The organism is Streptomyces sp. NPDC002623 (assembly GCF_053592635.1).
In genome coordinates this window covers 60214-73690 of sequence record NZ_JBSFWB010000013.1, presented here as the reverse complement: position 1 = coordinate 73690, position 13477 = coordinate 60214, and the positions used below count along the sequence as shown (strand labels likewise).

Genomic DNA, 13477 nt, shown 5'->3' with positions numbered 1-13477 from the left:
TGAACTTCGGCAGCAGCGTGGCACCGGGTGCACAGGTTTGTCATGGGAATGCCAAAACATCGGCTTGAATTGACCATGACCTTCTGGGGATTCGCCCTGCTCGGCGCACGTTTTCAGCCGCAGCTGCGCGCGGCCCCTTCCCCGAAAGGATGAATGCGGATACCTCGACGGCGTGTCGCGGCACTGCGCGCCGCACCCTGCGAGTTCAGACGGCGACGGGAGTCGGCGGCAGAACAGGGGGACGCAGGTGGAAGGGCAGCGGCAGGGGCCGGTTTCGTTACGGGAGCGGCTGCGCTACCGGTTCGACAACACACTGGCCCGCAGCACCGGTCGGCTGGTCGGATGGCTGGCCGTGACGTGCCTGGGCATCGTCGTTCCGGCGAGCGCGCTGATGGTGTGGACGGACCCGGCCTCGCCCCGCTCGCTGTCCGGCCGGCTGGCCGCGGTGTGGCGGGTCAGCGGCGAGACGCTGCGGCTGGGCGCGGTGACCGGGGCCCCGCTGCGGATGCTGCTGTCCGTGCTGCTCGGTCTGGTGGCCCTGCTGTACGTGTCGACGCTGATCGGTCTGATCACCACCGGCCTCACCGACCGGCTCACCGAACTGCGCAGAGGGCGCTCCACCGTGGTGGAGACGGGGCACTCGGTCGTGCTCGGCTGGTCGGAACAGGTGTTCACAGTGGTCGGCGAGCTGGTCGCAGCGCGGGTCGACCAGCGGTGGGGCGCGGTCGTGGTGCTCGCCGACCGGGACAAGACGGAGATGGAGGAGGCGCTGTCGGCCGTGCTCGGGCCCACCGGCGCCACCCGGCTGATCTGCCGCAGCGGCTCCACCGCCGACCCCGAGGCGCTCGGGCTGGTCAGTCCTGGCGCGGCGCACGCGGTGCTGGTCCTGCCGGGCGCGCAGCCCGCCGGGGACGCCGAGAGCGTCCGGGCGCTGCTGGCTCTGCGCGCGGTCCTCGGCGAGAAGGCGGGCCCGGCCGTCGTCGCCTGCGTCCGGGACGAGCGGTACCGGACCGCGGCCCGGCTGGCCGCGGGCCCGCAAGGGATCGTGCTGGAGTCCGACCGGACGGCGGCCGGGCTGATCGCGCACTCCGCGCTCCACCCGGGCCTCACGCCCGTGCTGCGCGAGCTCCTCGACTTCGACGGCGACGAGTTCTACCTCACCGCCGGTCACGGGCTCGCGGGCCGCCGCTTCGGCGATGTGCTGCTCGACTGCGCGACCGCCGCCGTGGCCGGGCTGGTGCGCGCCGACGGCACTCCCCTGCTCAACCCGCCGCCGCAGACCGTCGTCGCTCCCGGGGACAGCCTCGTCGTCGTGGCGCCGGACGACGGCACCGCACGGTGGGAGGACTGCCGGGATCTGGTGGATCCCATGCTGATCGCCGAGCACGGTTCCGGCGCGGACGAGCCGTCGCGGTTCCTGCTGCTGGGCTGGAACCGCCGGGCGCCGTACCTGGTCGACCAGCTGCGTCGCGGTGCGCGGCCGGGCGCGGTCCTGCACGTTGTCACCGACGCGGCCGACCAGGTGCAGTCGGCGCGGCCGGCACCGGTGCCGGAACCGCGCAAGGATCCGGCGTCCGCCGACGGGCTCACGGTGACCTTCGAGACCGCCGATCCGACCGACCCCGAGTCCTTGCGCGGCCTCGACCCCGGCTCCTACGACCGGGTCATCGTGCTCGGGCCGGACAGCGGGTCGGAGACCGGGGCGGAGACCGGGGCGGGGGCAGGGGCAGCGACCGGTGCGTGCGGCGACCGGCCGGACGACCGCACACTGGTCGTGCTGCTGATCCTGCGGTCGCTGGCGCAGGAGGCCGGGCGGGCAGTGCCGGTGGTCGCGGAACTCGCCGACGAGCGCAACCGGGCGCTGGCCCCGCTCGGACCGGGCTCGGAGGTCGTCGTCGGCGGGCAGCTGACGGGGCTGCTCATGGCGCAGGTCTCCCAGAACAGACACCTGGCCGGCGTGTTCGAGGAACTGTTCACGGCCGGCGGCAGCACGCTGCGGTTGCGTCCGGCGCGTCGCTATGTGCTGCCGGACGCACCCGCGTCCTTCGCCACGATCGTGGCGGCCGCCCGCGATCTGGGCGAGTGCGCGATCGGCTACCGCCGTCACGACCGCGCCGCGGCGCCCCGCGACCACGGGGTCCGGCTCAACCCCGCCAAGGCCGAGAGACGGGTCTGGAGCCACGCGGACGACATCGTCGTGGTGGTGACGGAGTCCCGCCGGGGAGAGGGCGACTCCGGCGGGACGGAAGTGAACCGTGCGGCGCGGGCGGATGTCCCGTAGCTCGGCTCTGGCCCGTTCGAGTGGTCCCCTTCCGCTCGTCGTCGTAGCGTCGGTAGAGAACTTCTTCGGGGCACGGCACACCGACGGGCCCCTGGTCGGGCGGGCGGGAGCGAAGATGCGACACACGACGAGAACAGTGGTCATGCTCTGTGCGGCGCTGGGCCTCACGGCGGCCGTCGGCTCGGCCTCGGCCGTTCCGGCCGCGTCGCCGCCCACGGCGCGCGAGGCCGTGGTGCGGCAGGCCACGACGCCCGTTCTGGTCGACTGCTTCTGGAAGGCCCAGGTGCGGCCCGGCGACTTCATCCTGGCCTGCGGCGACGGCAACAGCCGTCTTGTCTCGCTGCACTGGGACAGCTGGGGCGCGGAGTCCGCGCGGGCCACCGGGGTCAACGTCGTCAACGACTGCGATCCCTACTGCGCGGCGGGCGAATTCCACCCCTACGCCGTCGTGGTGAAGCTGGACCGGCCGCAGCCGTGGAAGAAGAACCCGCAGGTGCAGCACTACAGCCGGATCACCCTGACCTACCCGGGAGCCAGGCCCGAGCAGTTCGGGCAGGTCGTGACGTACCCGCTGTGGAACTGAGACCGGCTAGTCCATCAGGCCGGCCGCCAGCGTCGCGCCCAGTTCCCAGCAGGCCGCCAGCTCCGCCTTGCCCGGTTCACCGGTGACGGTGACGGGCTCGGCGGCGCGTCGCCAGCCCAGGCCCGTGGTGACGGCCTCGATGCCGCGCACCGCGCCGGTGACGTCGTTGCCGCCGTGCACGTAGTAACCGAACGGTCTGCCCCCGGTGGTGTCGAGGCAGGGGTAGTAGACCTGGTCGAAGAAATGCTTGAGCGCACCGGACATGTAGCCGAGGTTGGCCGGGGTGCCCAGCAGGTAGGCGTCCGCGGCCAGGACGTCGGATGCCGTCGCGGCGAGCGCGGCCCGCCGCTCGACACGGACGCCCTCGATCTCCGGCGCCGTCGCCCCCGAGACGACCGCTTCGAAGAGCGCCTGGCAGTTGGGCGAGGGGGTGTGATGGACGATCAGCAAGGTGGCCACGGCACGGAACCCTGCCCGCTCCCCGCGCCAGCCGCAAGCGGCGACGCGGTCACGGCCGCCGCACGGGGCGATGGGGGTGGCGTCGACGGTCCATACGCCAGGCACGCGGAGGACACAGCGAACAGCCCCGGCCGCCCGGGCCCCGCGGCCCCGCGCCCCGGCGGGCCGGCGAGCCTCCGGGCCGGCGAGCCTCCGGGCCGGCGAGCCTCCGGCCTGCCCAGTAGAGCCGCTGTCGGATCCGTTGGCGGCAGCAGGACGCCGTGCGCGGTTATGCGCCGCGGCGGATCCGGGCGGCCTTGCGGGCCTCTGCCGTCTGGCGGGCCTCGGCGGCCCGGCGGGATTCGCCGCCTGCGCGGCCTGCCCGCCCCGGGCGGGTGCCCATGCCCCGGAAGGGGGCGCCGCCGCGCTGCGGGCGCTCCGTGACCGGCGCGCTGCCGGCGACGGGGACGCCGGAAGGAGCCTGGGCGCCGGTGATGCGGCTCAGTTCGGCCTCGCCGGAGCGGACCTGGGTGATCTGCGCGCGGATGCCCGCGGCGGACATGAGACGGGCCATGTCCCGACGCTGGTTGGGCAGCACCAGCGTGACGACGCTGCCGGACTCGCCGGCACGCGCGGTACGGCCGCCGCGGTGCAGATAGTCCTTGTGGTCGGCGGGCGGGTCGACGTTGACGACGAGGTCGAGGTCGTCGATGTGGATGCCCCGGGCGGCGACGTTGGTGGCGACCAGCACCGTGACATGGCCGTCCTTGAACTGGGCCAGGGTGCGGGTCCGTTGGGGCTGCGACTTGCCGCTGTGCAGCGCCGCCGCCTTGACGCCGCTGCCCAGCAGGTGCCGGGTGAACTGGTCGACGGAGTGCTTGGTGTCCAGGAACATCAGCACACGCCCGTCGCGGGCGGCGATCTCGGTGGCGGTGGCGTACTTGTCGGCGCCGTGCACCTGCAGCACGTGATGCTCCATCGTGGTGACCGCGCCCGCCGACGGGTCGACCGAGTGGACGACGGGGTCGTGGAGATAGCCGCGGACCAGGAGGTCGATGTTGGCGTCCAGCGTGGCCGAGAACAGCAGCCGCTGACCGTCGGGGCGTACCTGGTCCAGCAGTTGGGTGACCTGGGGCATGAAGCCCATGTCGGCCATCTGGTCGGCCTCGTCCAGGACGGTGATCTTCACCCGGTCCAGACGGCAGTCCTTGCGCTCGACGAGATCCATGAGCCGGCCGGGCGTCGCGACGACCACCTCGGCGCCGCCGCGCAGGGCGCTCGCCTGCCTGCCGATCGACATTCCGCCGACGACGGTGGCCAGCCGCAGCTTCAGCAGCCGGGCGTACGGGGTGAGCGCGTCGGTGACCTGTTGGGCCAACTCGCGTGTGGGCACGAGGATCAGGGCCAGCGGCTTGCGCGACTCGGCGCGCTGCCCGGCGGTGCGCACGAGAAGCGCGAGGCCGAAGGCGAGGGTCTTGCCCGATCCGGTGCGTCCGCGGCCCAGGACGTCGCGCCCGGCGAGGGAGTTCGGCAGGGTGGCGGCCTGGATCGGGAAGGGCTCCGTCAGGCCGTGACCGGTGAGCATCTCCAACAGCTCGGCGGGCATGTCCAGTTCGCCGAAGGCAGCCACCGCGGGGAGCGCCGGGGTGAGGGTGACGGGAAGCGCGAACTCCCCTTGCGGACGATTACGGTCGTTCGTGCGAGTTGAACGGCTCATGGCGAACCTTCCTCGACAGGGCACGCATCGAGGAATTCCCGACAGGACCGCGTCGGATGAATTGCAAGAACGAGCCGAATGCAAAACTGACAAGAATCCAGCGGATTAATGGGAAAGCAGGAGCCGGGGCCCCCACTGGGTGGGGGCCCCGGCTGCTTCATGCTGTTCCGCGTCAGGCGGGGGTGATGTTCTCCGCCTGCGGGCCCTTCTGGCCCTGCACGACGTCGAAGTTCACCTTCTGACCTTCCTGGAGCTCACGGAAGCCCTGGGCGGCGATGTTCGAGTAGTGGGCGAAGACGTCGGGGCCGCCGCCGTCCTGCTCGATGAAGCCGAAGCCCTTTTCCGCGTTGAACCACTTGACGGTGCCAGTAGCCATGTCAGATCTCCTTCGGGGCAGTGCCCGCGGGCTCACTCTGTGTGAACCCCTGCGTTGCCACAAATGAACCCCGTCCGGATAAGCACCGGAGATACAAAAGTGCCCGACGACATCCAGTCGCCGAGGCACTTGAAGTTTCGGGAACCACAACTGCAACTAGTAACGAGTATAGCACGGCATATTAATACGCGCGTTTTGTCCGGTAGCCGGTCCCGTGGGCCGCAAAATATATGTCGTTCTCGGTCGTGCCGTCCGGGAAGCGCAGCCGCACGCCGCCGTCGGGGGCGAGGACCGCGCTCGCGCCCGTCGGACCGTCCGCCGAGACCAGTGGGTCGGCGGTGAGGACCACCAGAGTCGCCAGCAGCAGCGTGCCCCCCGGGTGCGGTGCGGTGAGGACCGGGACGGCCGAGTGGTCGCCGTGGGCGTTGTGGCCGCGGGCCTGTGCCACCTCGGCGACGGCGGCGTCCCAGCCGAGCAGGCCGACGAGGGCCGAGGTCAGTCCGTCGGCCCGGCGGGCCACCGCCCAGGTCCGGCCGGTCTGCCCGGCGGGCGGGGCGTCGTCGCAGGCCACGGCCCAGCCGCCGGCCCGGACGGGCGTGCCCGCCGGGGCGTCGACGCGGTGCACGCGGATCTCCCACGGTCCGTGCACCACGCTCACGGTGGTGAGGTGCGGGCGCTCGTCGCCGTCCGGGCCGCCGAGCGGGGTGTGCCAGGACGCCGCGCGCCGGCCGTCCGCGTACAGCGGGTGGATACGGCCCCGCCGAGAGGGGCCGGTGGGGGTCAGCAAGGCGATGCGGTTGTCGGGGCCCGGTTCCTCGCCGGGGGGCGGGGTCTCGGGCGCGGTCGCGGTGGAGTAGGCGAAGCCCGTGTAGTGGGGGCTGTCGTCGGAGGCGGCGGGCGGGGGCGGGAGGCGGTCGCTGCCGTGGTTGACCAGGCGGACGATCCCGTCGGCGGCCGTCGAGTGCAGCAGCCAGCCCGGTGCGGGCAGGGAGAGCTGCCGGTCGGCGGTGTCCACGGGGCCCGCTTCCTCGCGTGCCGTCCAGACGGGGTGGTCGGCGGGCAGGAGCAGGCCGAGGAAGGCCTTGCTCGCCCAGTACGGGGAGGCCGGTCCCGAGTACGGCTGGGTGACGGGCAGGTAGGGGCGGTACCAGCCGAGGCTCAACAGGCCCCGTTCGTCGGGCACTCGGTGGTCGGTGAAGTGTTTCAGGGCGCCCGAGGCGAGGCGGCGGGTGCGGCCGGGCGGCAGTGGGGTGGCGTCGGCGAGGGCGCCCGCCCAGAGCGGTGCGGCGGCGGCGTAGCGGTAGGTGAGGGAGCGGCCCTGGTGGACGGGGGCGCCGTCGGAGCCGAAGAAGTACTGGTGGACGCCGAGGAACTCGCGCAGTCGGGCGCGGTGGACGGCGACGCGGGCCGGGTCGGCGCGGGGGCCCGCGACCCGGGCCCACAGGACGGGGTAGAGGTGCAGGGCCCAGGCGTTGTAGTAGTCGAACTTGCGGCCGTCGCCGTCGGTGTACCAGCCGCCGCCCCGGTACCAGTCGTCGAGGCGGTCCAGGCCCGCGTCGATCTCGGCGCGGTCGTGCGGGGCGCCGACGGAGGCGAGGAACTCCTCGGCGATGACCTGGAAGAGCCGCCAGTTGGAGTCGTTGACGGTGGCGCCGACGAAGCCGCCGAGCCAGTCGACCGCTCTCTGTCTTGTCGTGTCGTCGAGCCGGTCCCAGATCCAGGGGCGGGTCTCGTGCAGGGCGATGGCGACGGAGGCGGCCTCGACCATGGGCTGGCTCCGGTCGGTGATGGGCGGCCAGTGCTCGGGATGGCGGGGGTCGACGCCTGCGGCGAGCCCTGCGGCGTAGCGCTCGACGAGGTCGGGGCCGACGGCGCCGTGCGAGCCCGCGATGCGGAAGGCGGCCAGCAGGAAGGAGCGGGCGTAGCCCTCCAGGCCGTCCGACCAGGCGCCGGAGTGGCCGGTGCGGCCGGGCAGCCGGTACTGGGCGAGGCCGGGGGTGGCGTACGGCCGGAGCGCGGCGAGCAGCCGGTCGGCGGTGGCCTCCCAGTGGGCGCGGGTGTAGCCGGTGCGGGGGGACAGGTCGGGGTCGGGGGGCGGCAGGTGGCCGGCGTCGGCCGACAGATGCGGCGCGGTCATACGGGGGCGGTACCTCCGTCTGTCAGTGGGCGCGCCCGGGTGGGGGCGCGGCGACGCTGTCGCGTACGACGATGTGGGTGCCGAGCAGATGGTGGGTGCCGGCGGCGTGTTCGGGGTCGCGCAGGGCGATGCGCACGGCGGCGCGGCCGAGTTCCTCGGCGGGGGTGCGGACGGTGGTGAGGGGCGGGTTGAAGTCCTCGGCGAGCGGGATGTCGTTGTAGCCGACGACGGAGATGTCGTCGGGGACGCGCAGTCCGGCCTCGGCGATGGCGCGCAGCGCGCCGGCCGCGACCATGTCGTCGCCTGCGAAGACGGCCGTGAACTCCGGGCGTTCCTCGAGGAGTCGGGCCATGGCGCGCAGGCCTGCGGCCCGGCCGAGGCCGCAGTCGACGACATGGGCGGCCTCGGGCGGCAGTCCGTGTTCGGCGAGGGCGGCCCGGTAGCCGTGGACGCGGGCGTCCAGTGCGGTGTTGCCGGGCAGTCCGCCGAGGAAGACGATTCTGCGGTGGCCGGCCGAGAGCAGGTGCCCGGTGATGGCGTGGGCCCCGGCCTCGTTGTCGAACTCGACCACGAGTGCGGGGATGTCGGGGTCGGGCGCGGGGCGTCCGCACAGCACCAGGCGGGCGCCGGCGGAGTCGAGGGCCTGGGCGTAGTGGGCGACGCGCTCCCGGTAGGCGTCGTCCTCGACGACCCCGCCGACCAGGATCACCAGCCGGGCCCCCTCCTCCCGCATGAGCTGCACGAACTCCAGTTCGCGCTGCGGGTCGCCGCCGGTGGTGCCGACCAGGCAGAGCCGGCCGTGGACGGCGGCCTCCGCCTCGACGCCCTCGGCGACCTGCGCGTAGAACGGGCTGGTGACCTGGCGCACGACGACGGCGACCGTCTTGCGGCCGCCGCCGACGAGGGCACGCGCGTGTGCGTTGGCGACGTAGTCGAGGGCCCGGGCGGCGCGCAGGACCCGGGTGCGGGTGGCGGGCGGTACCGGGTAGTTGCCGCTGAGCACGCGGGAGACCGTGGCCACGGACACGCCCGCCCGTTCGGCCACCTCTCGGATGGTCACCCGCCCCTGTGCCGTCATGTCGCTCCCCGTTCCCCTCGGCCGTGTCCAGGTCCGCCGCTGCCGCCGACTCAGGTGTCGGCGTCGTACTCCTCGGCGAATTCCCCGGCCATTCTGTCGCCGCCCCGGGAGCGCCAGGTCCGTACCGCCTCGTCGTACTCCGACATCGGGGCGCGGCCGGCGACGACGGCGGTGATCGTGTCGTCCATCAGGGCCTTGAGCGTGGCGCCCTGGGAGGTCTCGGTGCGGGACTTCAGGCCGAAGGAGGCGTTGCGGATCGCGACCGGGACCACGGCCTGCTGCCAGGTGTGCAGGGCTCGTACGGCGTCGGGCAGGCCCGGCAGGAACAGCACCTGGGGGCCCTCGGCGAGGTAGCGGAACGGCAGGTTGGAGACGTTCTCCACCTGGCCGAGTTCGGTCGGCTGCGGGGAGCCGTCCTTGCCGCGGGTGAAGTGGACGCCCTCGAGGCCGTAGTGGACGAGTTCCCACTCCTTGGTGCCGAAGGGGGCGGCGAGGTGGTCGAGGAGGCGCAGCAGCAGCTGGATGCGTTCCTTCCCCGCCTTCTTCAGGATCGTGTAGCCGAAGGAGCGGCGGGCGGCGACGATGCCGCCGGGCGTGCCGTCCACGCTGTACGGGAGGGCGGGCGCCGGGGTCAGCAGGCCCTCGGCGTCGGGGTAGCGGCTCTGGTAGGCGCCGAAGCCGTCCTGGAGGGAGGCGACGGTGCCGTTGAGGAAGAGGGTGCTGAGGTCCACCGAGGAGATCGAGGTGGCGTCGGGGTGGTAGGAGCCGTTCTTGCGGAGCTGGGCCTGGAAGGCGACGGCGGCTTTGTAGCGGTCGTCGGTGTAGTGGGGGTGGAAGGTGCCGTTCTTGTCGACGGCCCAGGCGTTGGGGGCGTTGTGGGCGGCGGCGTGGACGGCGTTGCCGAAGAGGGAGCCGACGGAGGCGCCGAGCGCGTACCGCTTGCCGTGGGTGCCCTTCCTGGCCACGGCGGTGAAGTCCGTCGAGGTCCAGCCGTTCTTCATGCCGGCCTCGATAAACGCGCCCTGGTTGAGCCAGAGGGTGGAGCCGGGCACCGGGCGTTCGAGGGGGATGCCGTAGAGCCGTCCGCCGATGCGGCCCATGTCGTGCCAGGCGTGGGTGGGGATGCCGGCGAGGTTGGGGTAGTCCCGGACCGCGGCGCCGGAGAGGTGCGGGGTCAGGTCCTCGGCTCTGCGCTGCACGAACTGGGCCTCGCGGGGCAGGGTGACCCCGGTGAAGACGTTGATGACGTCGGGCAGGGAGTCGGGGTCGCCGGCCATGACGGTGGCCATCTTCTTCTGGTAGTCGGCCTGCGGGACCACGGTGAACTCGATCTTCACACCGAGGGCCTTCTCGACGGCCCGCCAGTACTGGTTCCGGGCGGCCGGTTTGGGCGGGGTGCCGAAGGTGACGGTGAGGACCCGCACGGTGGAGCCGTCGCCGGGGGTCCGGGCGACCGAGGTGACCAGGGAGGAGGGGTAGGAGGTGAAGCCGGCCTGGACGCCCGCTGCGGTGGGGGCGAGGTCGGGCCGGGGTCCGGCGGGCGCCGCGTAGGCGGGCCAGGGGTTCAGTTCCTTGCCCGCGTTGGAGACGTCTCCGTCGTCCGAACCGGTGGAGCAGGCGGTGAGCAGACCGGGGACGGCGACGGCGGCGCCACCGGCGGTCATGGATCGCAGCAGCGTGCGTCGGGACATGCTGGGCATGACGAATGACCTTTCTGCGTGCGGCTCTTGAATGCGGTGGTGTCGCTCAGCTCTTGACGGCGCCGGTGAGGACGCCCTTGGTGAAGTACTTCTGGAGGAAGGGGTAGACGAGCAGGATCGGCACGGTGGCGATCACCAGCACGGCCATCTGGATGGTCTGCGGCGCGTTGACCGTGGCCTCGCCGGTGGTGGTGTCGGTGAGGCCGGAGCCGGCCACGACGTAGGTGCGCAGCACCTGTTGCAGCGGCCACTGGTCGCTCTCGAGGTAGAGCGAGGCGTAGAACCAGGAGTTCCAGTAGGCCACCGCGTAGAACAGTCCGACGACGGCGAGCGCCGCCTTCGACAGCGGCAGCACGATGGACCACAGCACCCGCCAGTCCCCTGCGCCGTCGAGGCGGGCCGCCTCGTACAGCTCCTCGGGGATGCCCTGGAAGAAGCCGCGCAGGACGACCAGGTTGAAGACGTTGACCAGCACCGGGAGGATCAGCGAGCCGTAGCTGCCCAGCAGGTCCAGCTCCTTGACCAGCAGGAAGCCGGGGATCATGCCCGGTGGGAAGAGGAAGGTGAACAGGATCAGCAGCAGGACCGGGCGGCCGCCGAACACCCCGGGGCGGGAGAGGGCGTAGGCGAGGGCGACCGTGCAGGCGAGGCTGAGCGCGGTGCCGACGACGGTGACCCCGGCGCTGACGGCGAGGGCGTGGGTGACGATGCCTCCGTCGAGGATGTCCCGGTACGCCTGGAGGGTGGGGTGCTCGGGCCACAGCACCCAGCCGCCGTTCGCCACGACCTCGCGCGGGGCGGCGAGCGAGGTGGACAGGATGACCAGGAAGGGCACGCAGACCAGCAGGACGACCGCGGTGAGGGCGACGGCCTTCGCGGCCTGGGTCAGCGGTCGCGGCTTCTCCATCCAGCCGGGCCGGACATGGGCGCTCAACGGTAGACCCCCTGTTCGCCGAGGCGGTGGGCGACCTTGTTGGCCGCGTACACGAGCAGGGCGCCGATCACGCCCTTGAACAGGCCCGCGGCGGCGGCGAATCCGTAGTCGCCGCCGACGATGCCCCGGTAGTAGACGAAGGTGTCGATGACCTCGGCGGTCTGCGGGCCGACGGCGTCGCGCTGGAGCAGCATCTGTTCGAAGCCGACGGAGAGGACGTCGCCGAGCCGCATGATGAGCAGCAGCACGATCACTGGCCGGATGGCGGGCAGGGTGATGTGCCAGAACCGCCGCCAGGGGCCGGCCCCGTCGATGGCGGCGGCCTCGTACTGCTGCTCGTCGACCTGGGAGAGCGCGGCGAGGAAGATGATCGTGCCCCAGCCGGCGTCCTTCCAGATCACCTGGGCCACGACGAGCGGCCGGAAGGCGTCGGGGTTGCCGATGATGTCGACGGTGCTGAGGCCCGCGTCGCCGAGATAGCCGTTCACCAGGCCCGTGTCGCCCAGCACCTGCTGGAACAGGGCGACGACGATCACCCATGAGATGAAGTGCGGCAGATAGGCCACCGACTGCACGAAGCGGCGGACGGTGCTCCAGGTGAGGGTGTGCAGGAGCAGGGCGAGGGCGAGCGGGACCGGGAAGTAGAAGACGAGCTGGAGAACCGCGATCCAGAGGGTGTTGAGGACGGCGTCCCAGAACCCGGTGTCCTCGAACATCCGCCGGAAGTTGCCGAGTCCGACCCAGGGGCTGCCCCAGACGCCGTCGAAGGGCACGTACTCCTTGAAGGCGATGAGGTTCCCGGCGAGCGCGCCGTAGTGGAACACCAGGAAGTAGACGAGCCCCGGCAGCATGAGCAGGAACAGGGTCCGGTTGCGCCGTTCCTGAAAACGTTTCCGCTCACTTCGCCGTCGCATCGAACGGCGGGACGAGCTACTCTCTTCCGTCTTACTGGGGTTCTCACGCAGCAACGTCGCCACGGAGTCTCCTCCCCTCGAGGGCCGAGTGAGGTGAAGTTAAAACGTTTCCAGAGACCCGGTCAACACTTCTGACACAACTGCGCGTCGGAGCCGCCCGCTTCGGTGAAGGATCGAGACATGCCCCGCACACGACACCTCAACGACCCGGCCACGGGCCGGACCTGGACCAGCCACTGCGCCGACGGCTTCGTCGAGACCCGCGCCGGTTCCGCCGGCCGGGAGCGGCGGACGAGGAAGGAGGGGGCCGGGCCGGAGTACGCGCTGAAGCAGGAGTGGGCCAGGCTGCGCAAGGGGTTCGTGCTCAGCGATCCCACGGCCGCCCCGGGAGAACCGGTCATGCACCGGTATCTGGGCCCCGCCTACACCGGCGCCATGGTGGCCGAGGCGGTGGAGGGACGGCTGCTGTGCAACCGGTTCGACGACACCGACAAGCGTGAGCGGCTGTTCCTGGTCGACGAGGACGGCGGTCTGGCCGACAGCGTGTCGATGCCCGCCGGCCGGCTGGCCTGGCAGGTTCGTCATGTTCCGGAGCTGAAGCGGCTCCTGGTGCGCGGCGACCACCAGATCTTCGCCGGGCCGGTCCCGTTCGGCGAGTTCGAGGCCCTGACCGCCCACAACCCGCACCCGGTGAGCTTCCTTGGCGGGGCCGGCACCCGCGCCGTCTGGTACGCCGAGCCCGATGTCGTCGTCACCGAACTCACCGACGGGAGCGAGCTGTTCCGCGAGACCGTCCCGGCGACGACGCACGGCGGACACTCGCTCCAGATGGAAGGCGCCCTCTCCCCCGACGGCGCCCTGCTCGCGTACTGCGCGCGGCCCGGCGAGGTGGTCGTGCGCGAGGTGGCCGACGGCCGGGTGCGGCACACCTGGTCGGGCGAGTTCGCGATGGTGGCCAAGCTGCTGTTCACACCGGACGGCACGCGACTGATCGCCCAGGACCGGTACGGGACCTGGCGCTGGCACTGTCTCGACCTCACCGACGGGACGCACCCCACGGACCGGACGCTGCCGTTCGACTCCGCGCGCGGCGATCTGGCGATCGATGCCGAGGGCGGCCGCCTGGCCGTCTCGCACCGGGACGAGGTCCATGTGCTCGACCTGGCCGAACTGCACCCCCTCCTCCGCTTCCCGATCGAGCACTCGGTACGGCGCTCCGCGCTGACCTGGGTCGGCGGCCGCCTCGGGGTGCTCACCGACGCGGGCATGGCCAGCCTCTACGCCGTCGGGACGGTGATCTGAGCTGACGGTGGTCTGAG

Annotated in this window: 11 protein-coding genes; 3 read left to right on the top strand and 8 right to left on the bottom strand. The window is 72.2% G+C overall.

Annotation, left to right across the window (positions count from 1 at the left end; translation table 11 throughout):
- Window positions 1-247: 247 nt before the first annotated feature.
- Together ACWD4O_RS24095 and ACWD4O_RS24090 are read left to right on the top strand one after the other, a co-directional pair.
- Window positions 248-2281 carry a CASTOR/POLLUX-related putative ion channel gene (locus ACWD4O_RS24095; protein ID WP_451282695.1) on the top strand — a complete coding sequence of 678 codons (2034 nt, stop codon included), beginning with the start codon at window positions 248-250 and terminating at the stop codon, window positions 2279-2281.
- A 115-nt stretch (window positions 2282-2396) separates the two neighbouring features.
- Window positions 2397-2864 (top strand): hypothetical protein, encoded by a 468-nt coding sequence (locus tag ACWD4O_RS24090; RefSeq protein ID WP_450947566.1) that lies wholly within the window; start codon window positions 2397-2399, stop codon window positions 2862-2864.
- A 6-nt stretch (window positions 2865-2870) separates the two neighbouring features.
- Here the strand turns inward: ACWD4O_RS24090 and ACWD4O_RS24085 are convergent, their stop codons facing one another.
- From ACWD4O_RS24085 to ACWD4O_RS24050, 8 genes are all read right to left on the bottom strand, one after another.
- Entirely contained in the window at window positions 2871-3323 is a 453-nt protein-coding gene (locus ACWD4O_RS24085) for a flavodoxin family protein (RefSeq protein ID WP_451282693.1), read from the bottom strand.
- Window positions 3324-3591: 268 nt separating this feature from the next.
- Complete coding sequence (locus tag ACWD4O_RS24080) at window positions 3592-5019, bottom strand: DEAD/DEAH box helicase (protein ID WP_450947565.1); 1428 nt, start codon at window positions 5017-5019, stop codon at window positions 3592-3594.
- Between the two features lie 172 nt (window positions 5020-5191).
- The gene (locus ACWD4O_RS24075; protein ID WP_351907225.1) at window positions 5192-5395 is read right to left on the bottom strand and encodes a cold-shock protein; all 204 of its coding nucleotides are present in this window, start codon (window positions 5393-5395) and stop codon (window positions 5192-5194) included.
- A 181-nt stretch (window positions 5396-5576) separates the two neighbouring features.
- On the bottom strand, window positions 5577-7532 hold the full coding sequence (locus ACWD4O_RS24070) for a DUF2264 domain-containing protein (RefSeq protein ID WP_451282690.1): 1956 nt from the start codon (window positions 7530-7532) through the stop codon (window positions 5577-5579).
- A gap of 22 nt (window positions 7533-7554) precedes the next feature.
- On the bottom strand, window positions 7555-8610 hold the full coding sequence (locus ACWD4O_RS24065) for a LacI family DNA-binding transcriptional regulator (RefSeq protein ID WP_451282688.1): 1056 nt from the start codon (window positions 8608-8610) through the stop codon (window positions 7555-7557).
- 50 nt (window positions 8611-8660) lie between these two features.
- The gene (locus ACWD4O_RS24060; RefSeq protein ID WP_451282687.1) at window positions 8661-10310 is read right to left on the bottom strand and encodes an extracellular solute-binding protein; all 1650 of its coding nucleotides are present in this window, start codon (window positions 10308-10310) and stop codon (window positions 8661-8663) included.
- A 46-nt stretch (window positions 10311-10356) separates the two neighbouring features.
- The gene (locus ACWD4O_RS24055) at window positions 10357-11244 is read right to left on the bottom strand and encodes a carbohydrate ABC transporter permease (RefSeq protein WP_450947561.1); all 888 of its coding nucleotides are present in this window, start codon (window positions 11242-11244) and stop codon (window positions 10357-10359) included.
- Window positions 11241-12095, bottom strand: coding sequence for an ABC transporter permease (locus tag ACWD4O_RS24050; protein ID WP_451282934.1), 855 nt, complete (start codon window positions 12093-12095; stop codon window positions 11241-11243). The genes ACWD4O_RS24055 and ACWD4O_RS24050 overlap by 4 nt, the downstream gene beginning before the upstream one ends.
- Before the next feature lie 243 nt (window positions 12096-12338).
- On the opposite strand from ACWD4O_RS24050, the gene ACWD4O_RS24045 reads away from it, so the two are divergent.
- Window positions 12339-13460, top strand: a complete 1122-nt coding sequence (locus ACWD4O_RS24045) for a WD40 repeat domain-containing protein (RefSeq protein ID WP_451282685.1) — start codon at window positions 12339-12341, stop codon at window positions 13458-13460.
- Window positions 13461-13477 lie beyond the last annotated feature (17 nt).

Excerpts from the sequence above, each read along its gene's own strand:
- ACWD4O_RS24090 (WP_450947566.1), top strand. The coding sequence starts at position 2,397 with ATGCGACACACGACGAGAACAGTGGTCATGCTCTGTGCGGCGCTGGGC.
- ACWD4O_RS24080 (WP_450947565.1), bottom strand. The coding sequence starts at position 5,019 with ATGAGCCGTTCAACTCGCACGAACGACCGTAATCGTCCGCAAGGGGAG.
- ACWD4O_RS24075 (WP_351907225.1), bottom strand. The coding sequence starts at position 5,395 with ATGGCTACTGGCACCGTCAAGTGGTTCAACGCGGAAAAGGGCTTCGGC.
- ACWD4O_RS24070 (WP_451282690.1), bottom strand. The coding sequence starts at position 7,532 with ATGACCGCGCCGCATCTGTCGGCCGACGCCGGCCACCTGCCGCCCCCC.
- ACWD4O_RS24065 (WP_451282688.1), bottom strand. The coding sequence starts at position 8,610 with ATGACGGCACAGGGGCGGGTGACCATCCGAGAGGTGGCCGAACGGGCG.
- ACWD4O_RS24060 (WP_451282687.1), bottom strand. The coding sequence starts at position 10,310 with ATGCCCAGCATGTCCCGACGCACGCTGCTGCGATCCATGACCGCCGGT.
- ACWD4O_RS24050 (WP_451282934.1), bottom strand. The coding sequence starts at position 12,095 with ATGCTGCCGGGGCTCGTCTACTTCCTGGTGTTCCACTACGGCGCGCTC.
- ACWD4O_RS24045 (WP_451282685.1), top strand. The coding sequence starts at position 12,339 with ATGCCCCGCACACGACACCTCAACGACCCGGCCACGGGCCGGACCTGG.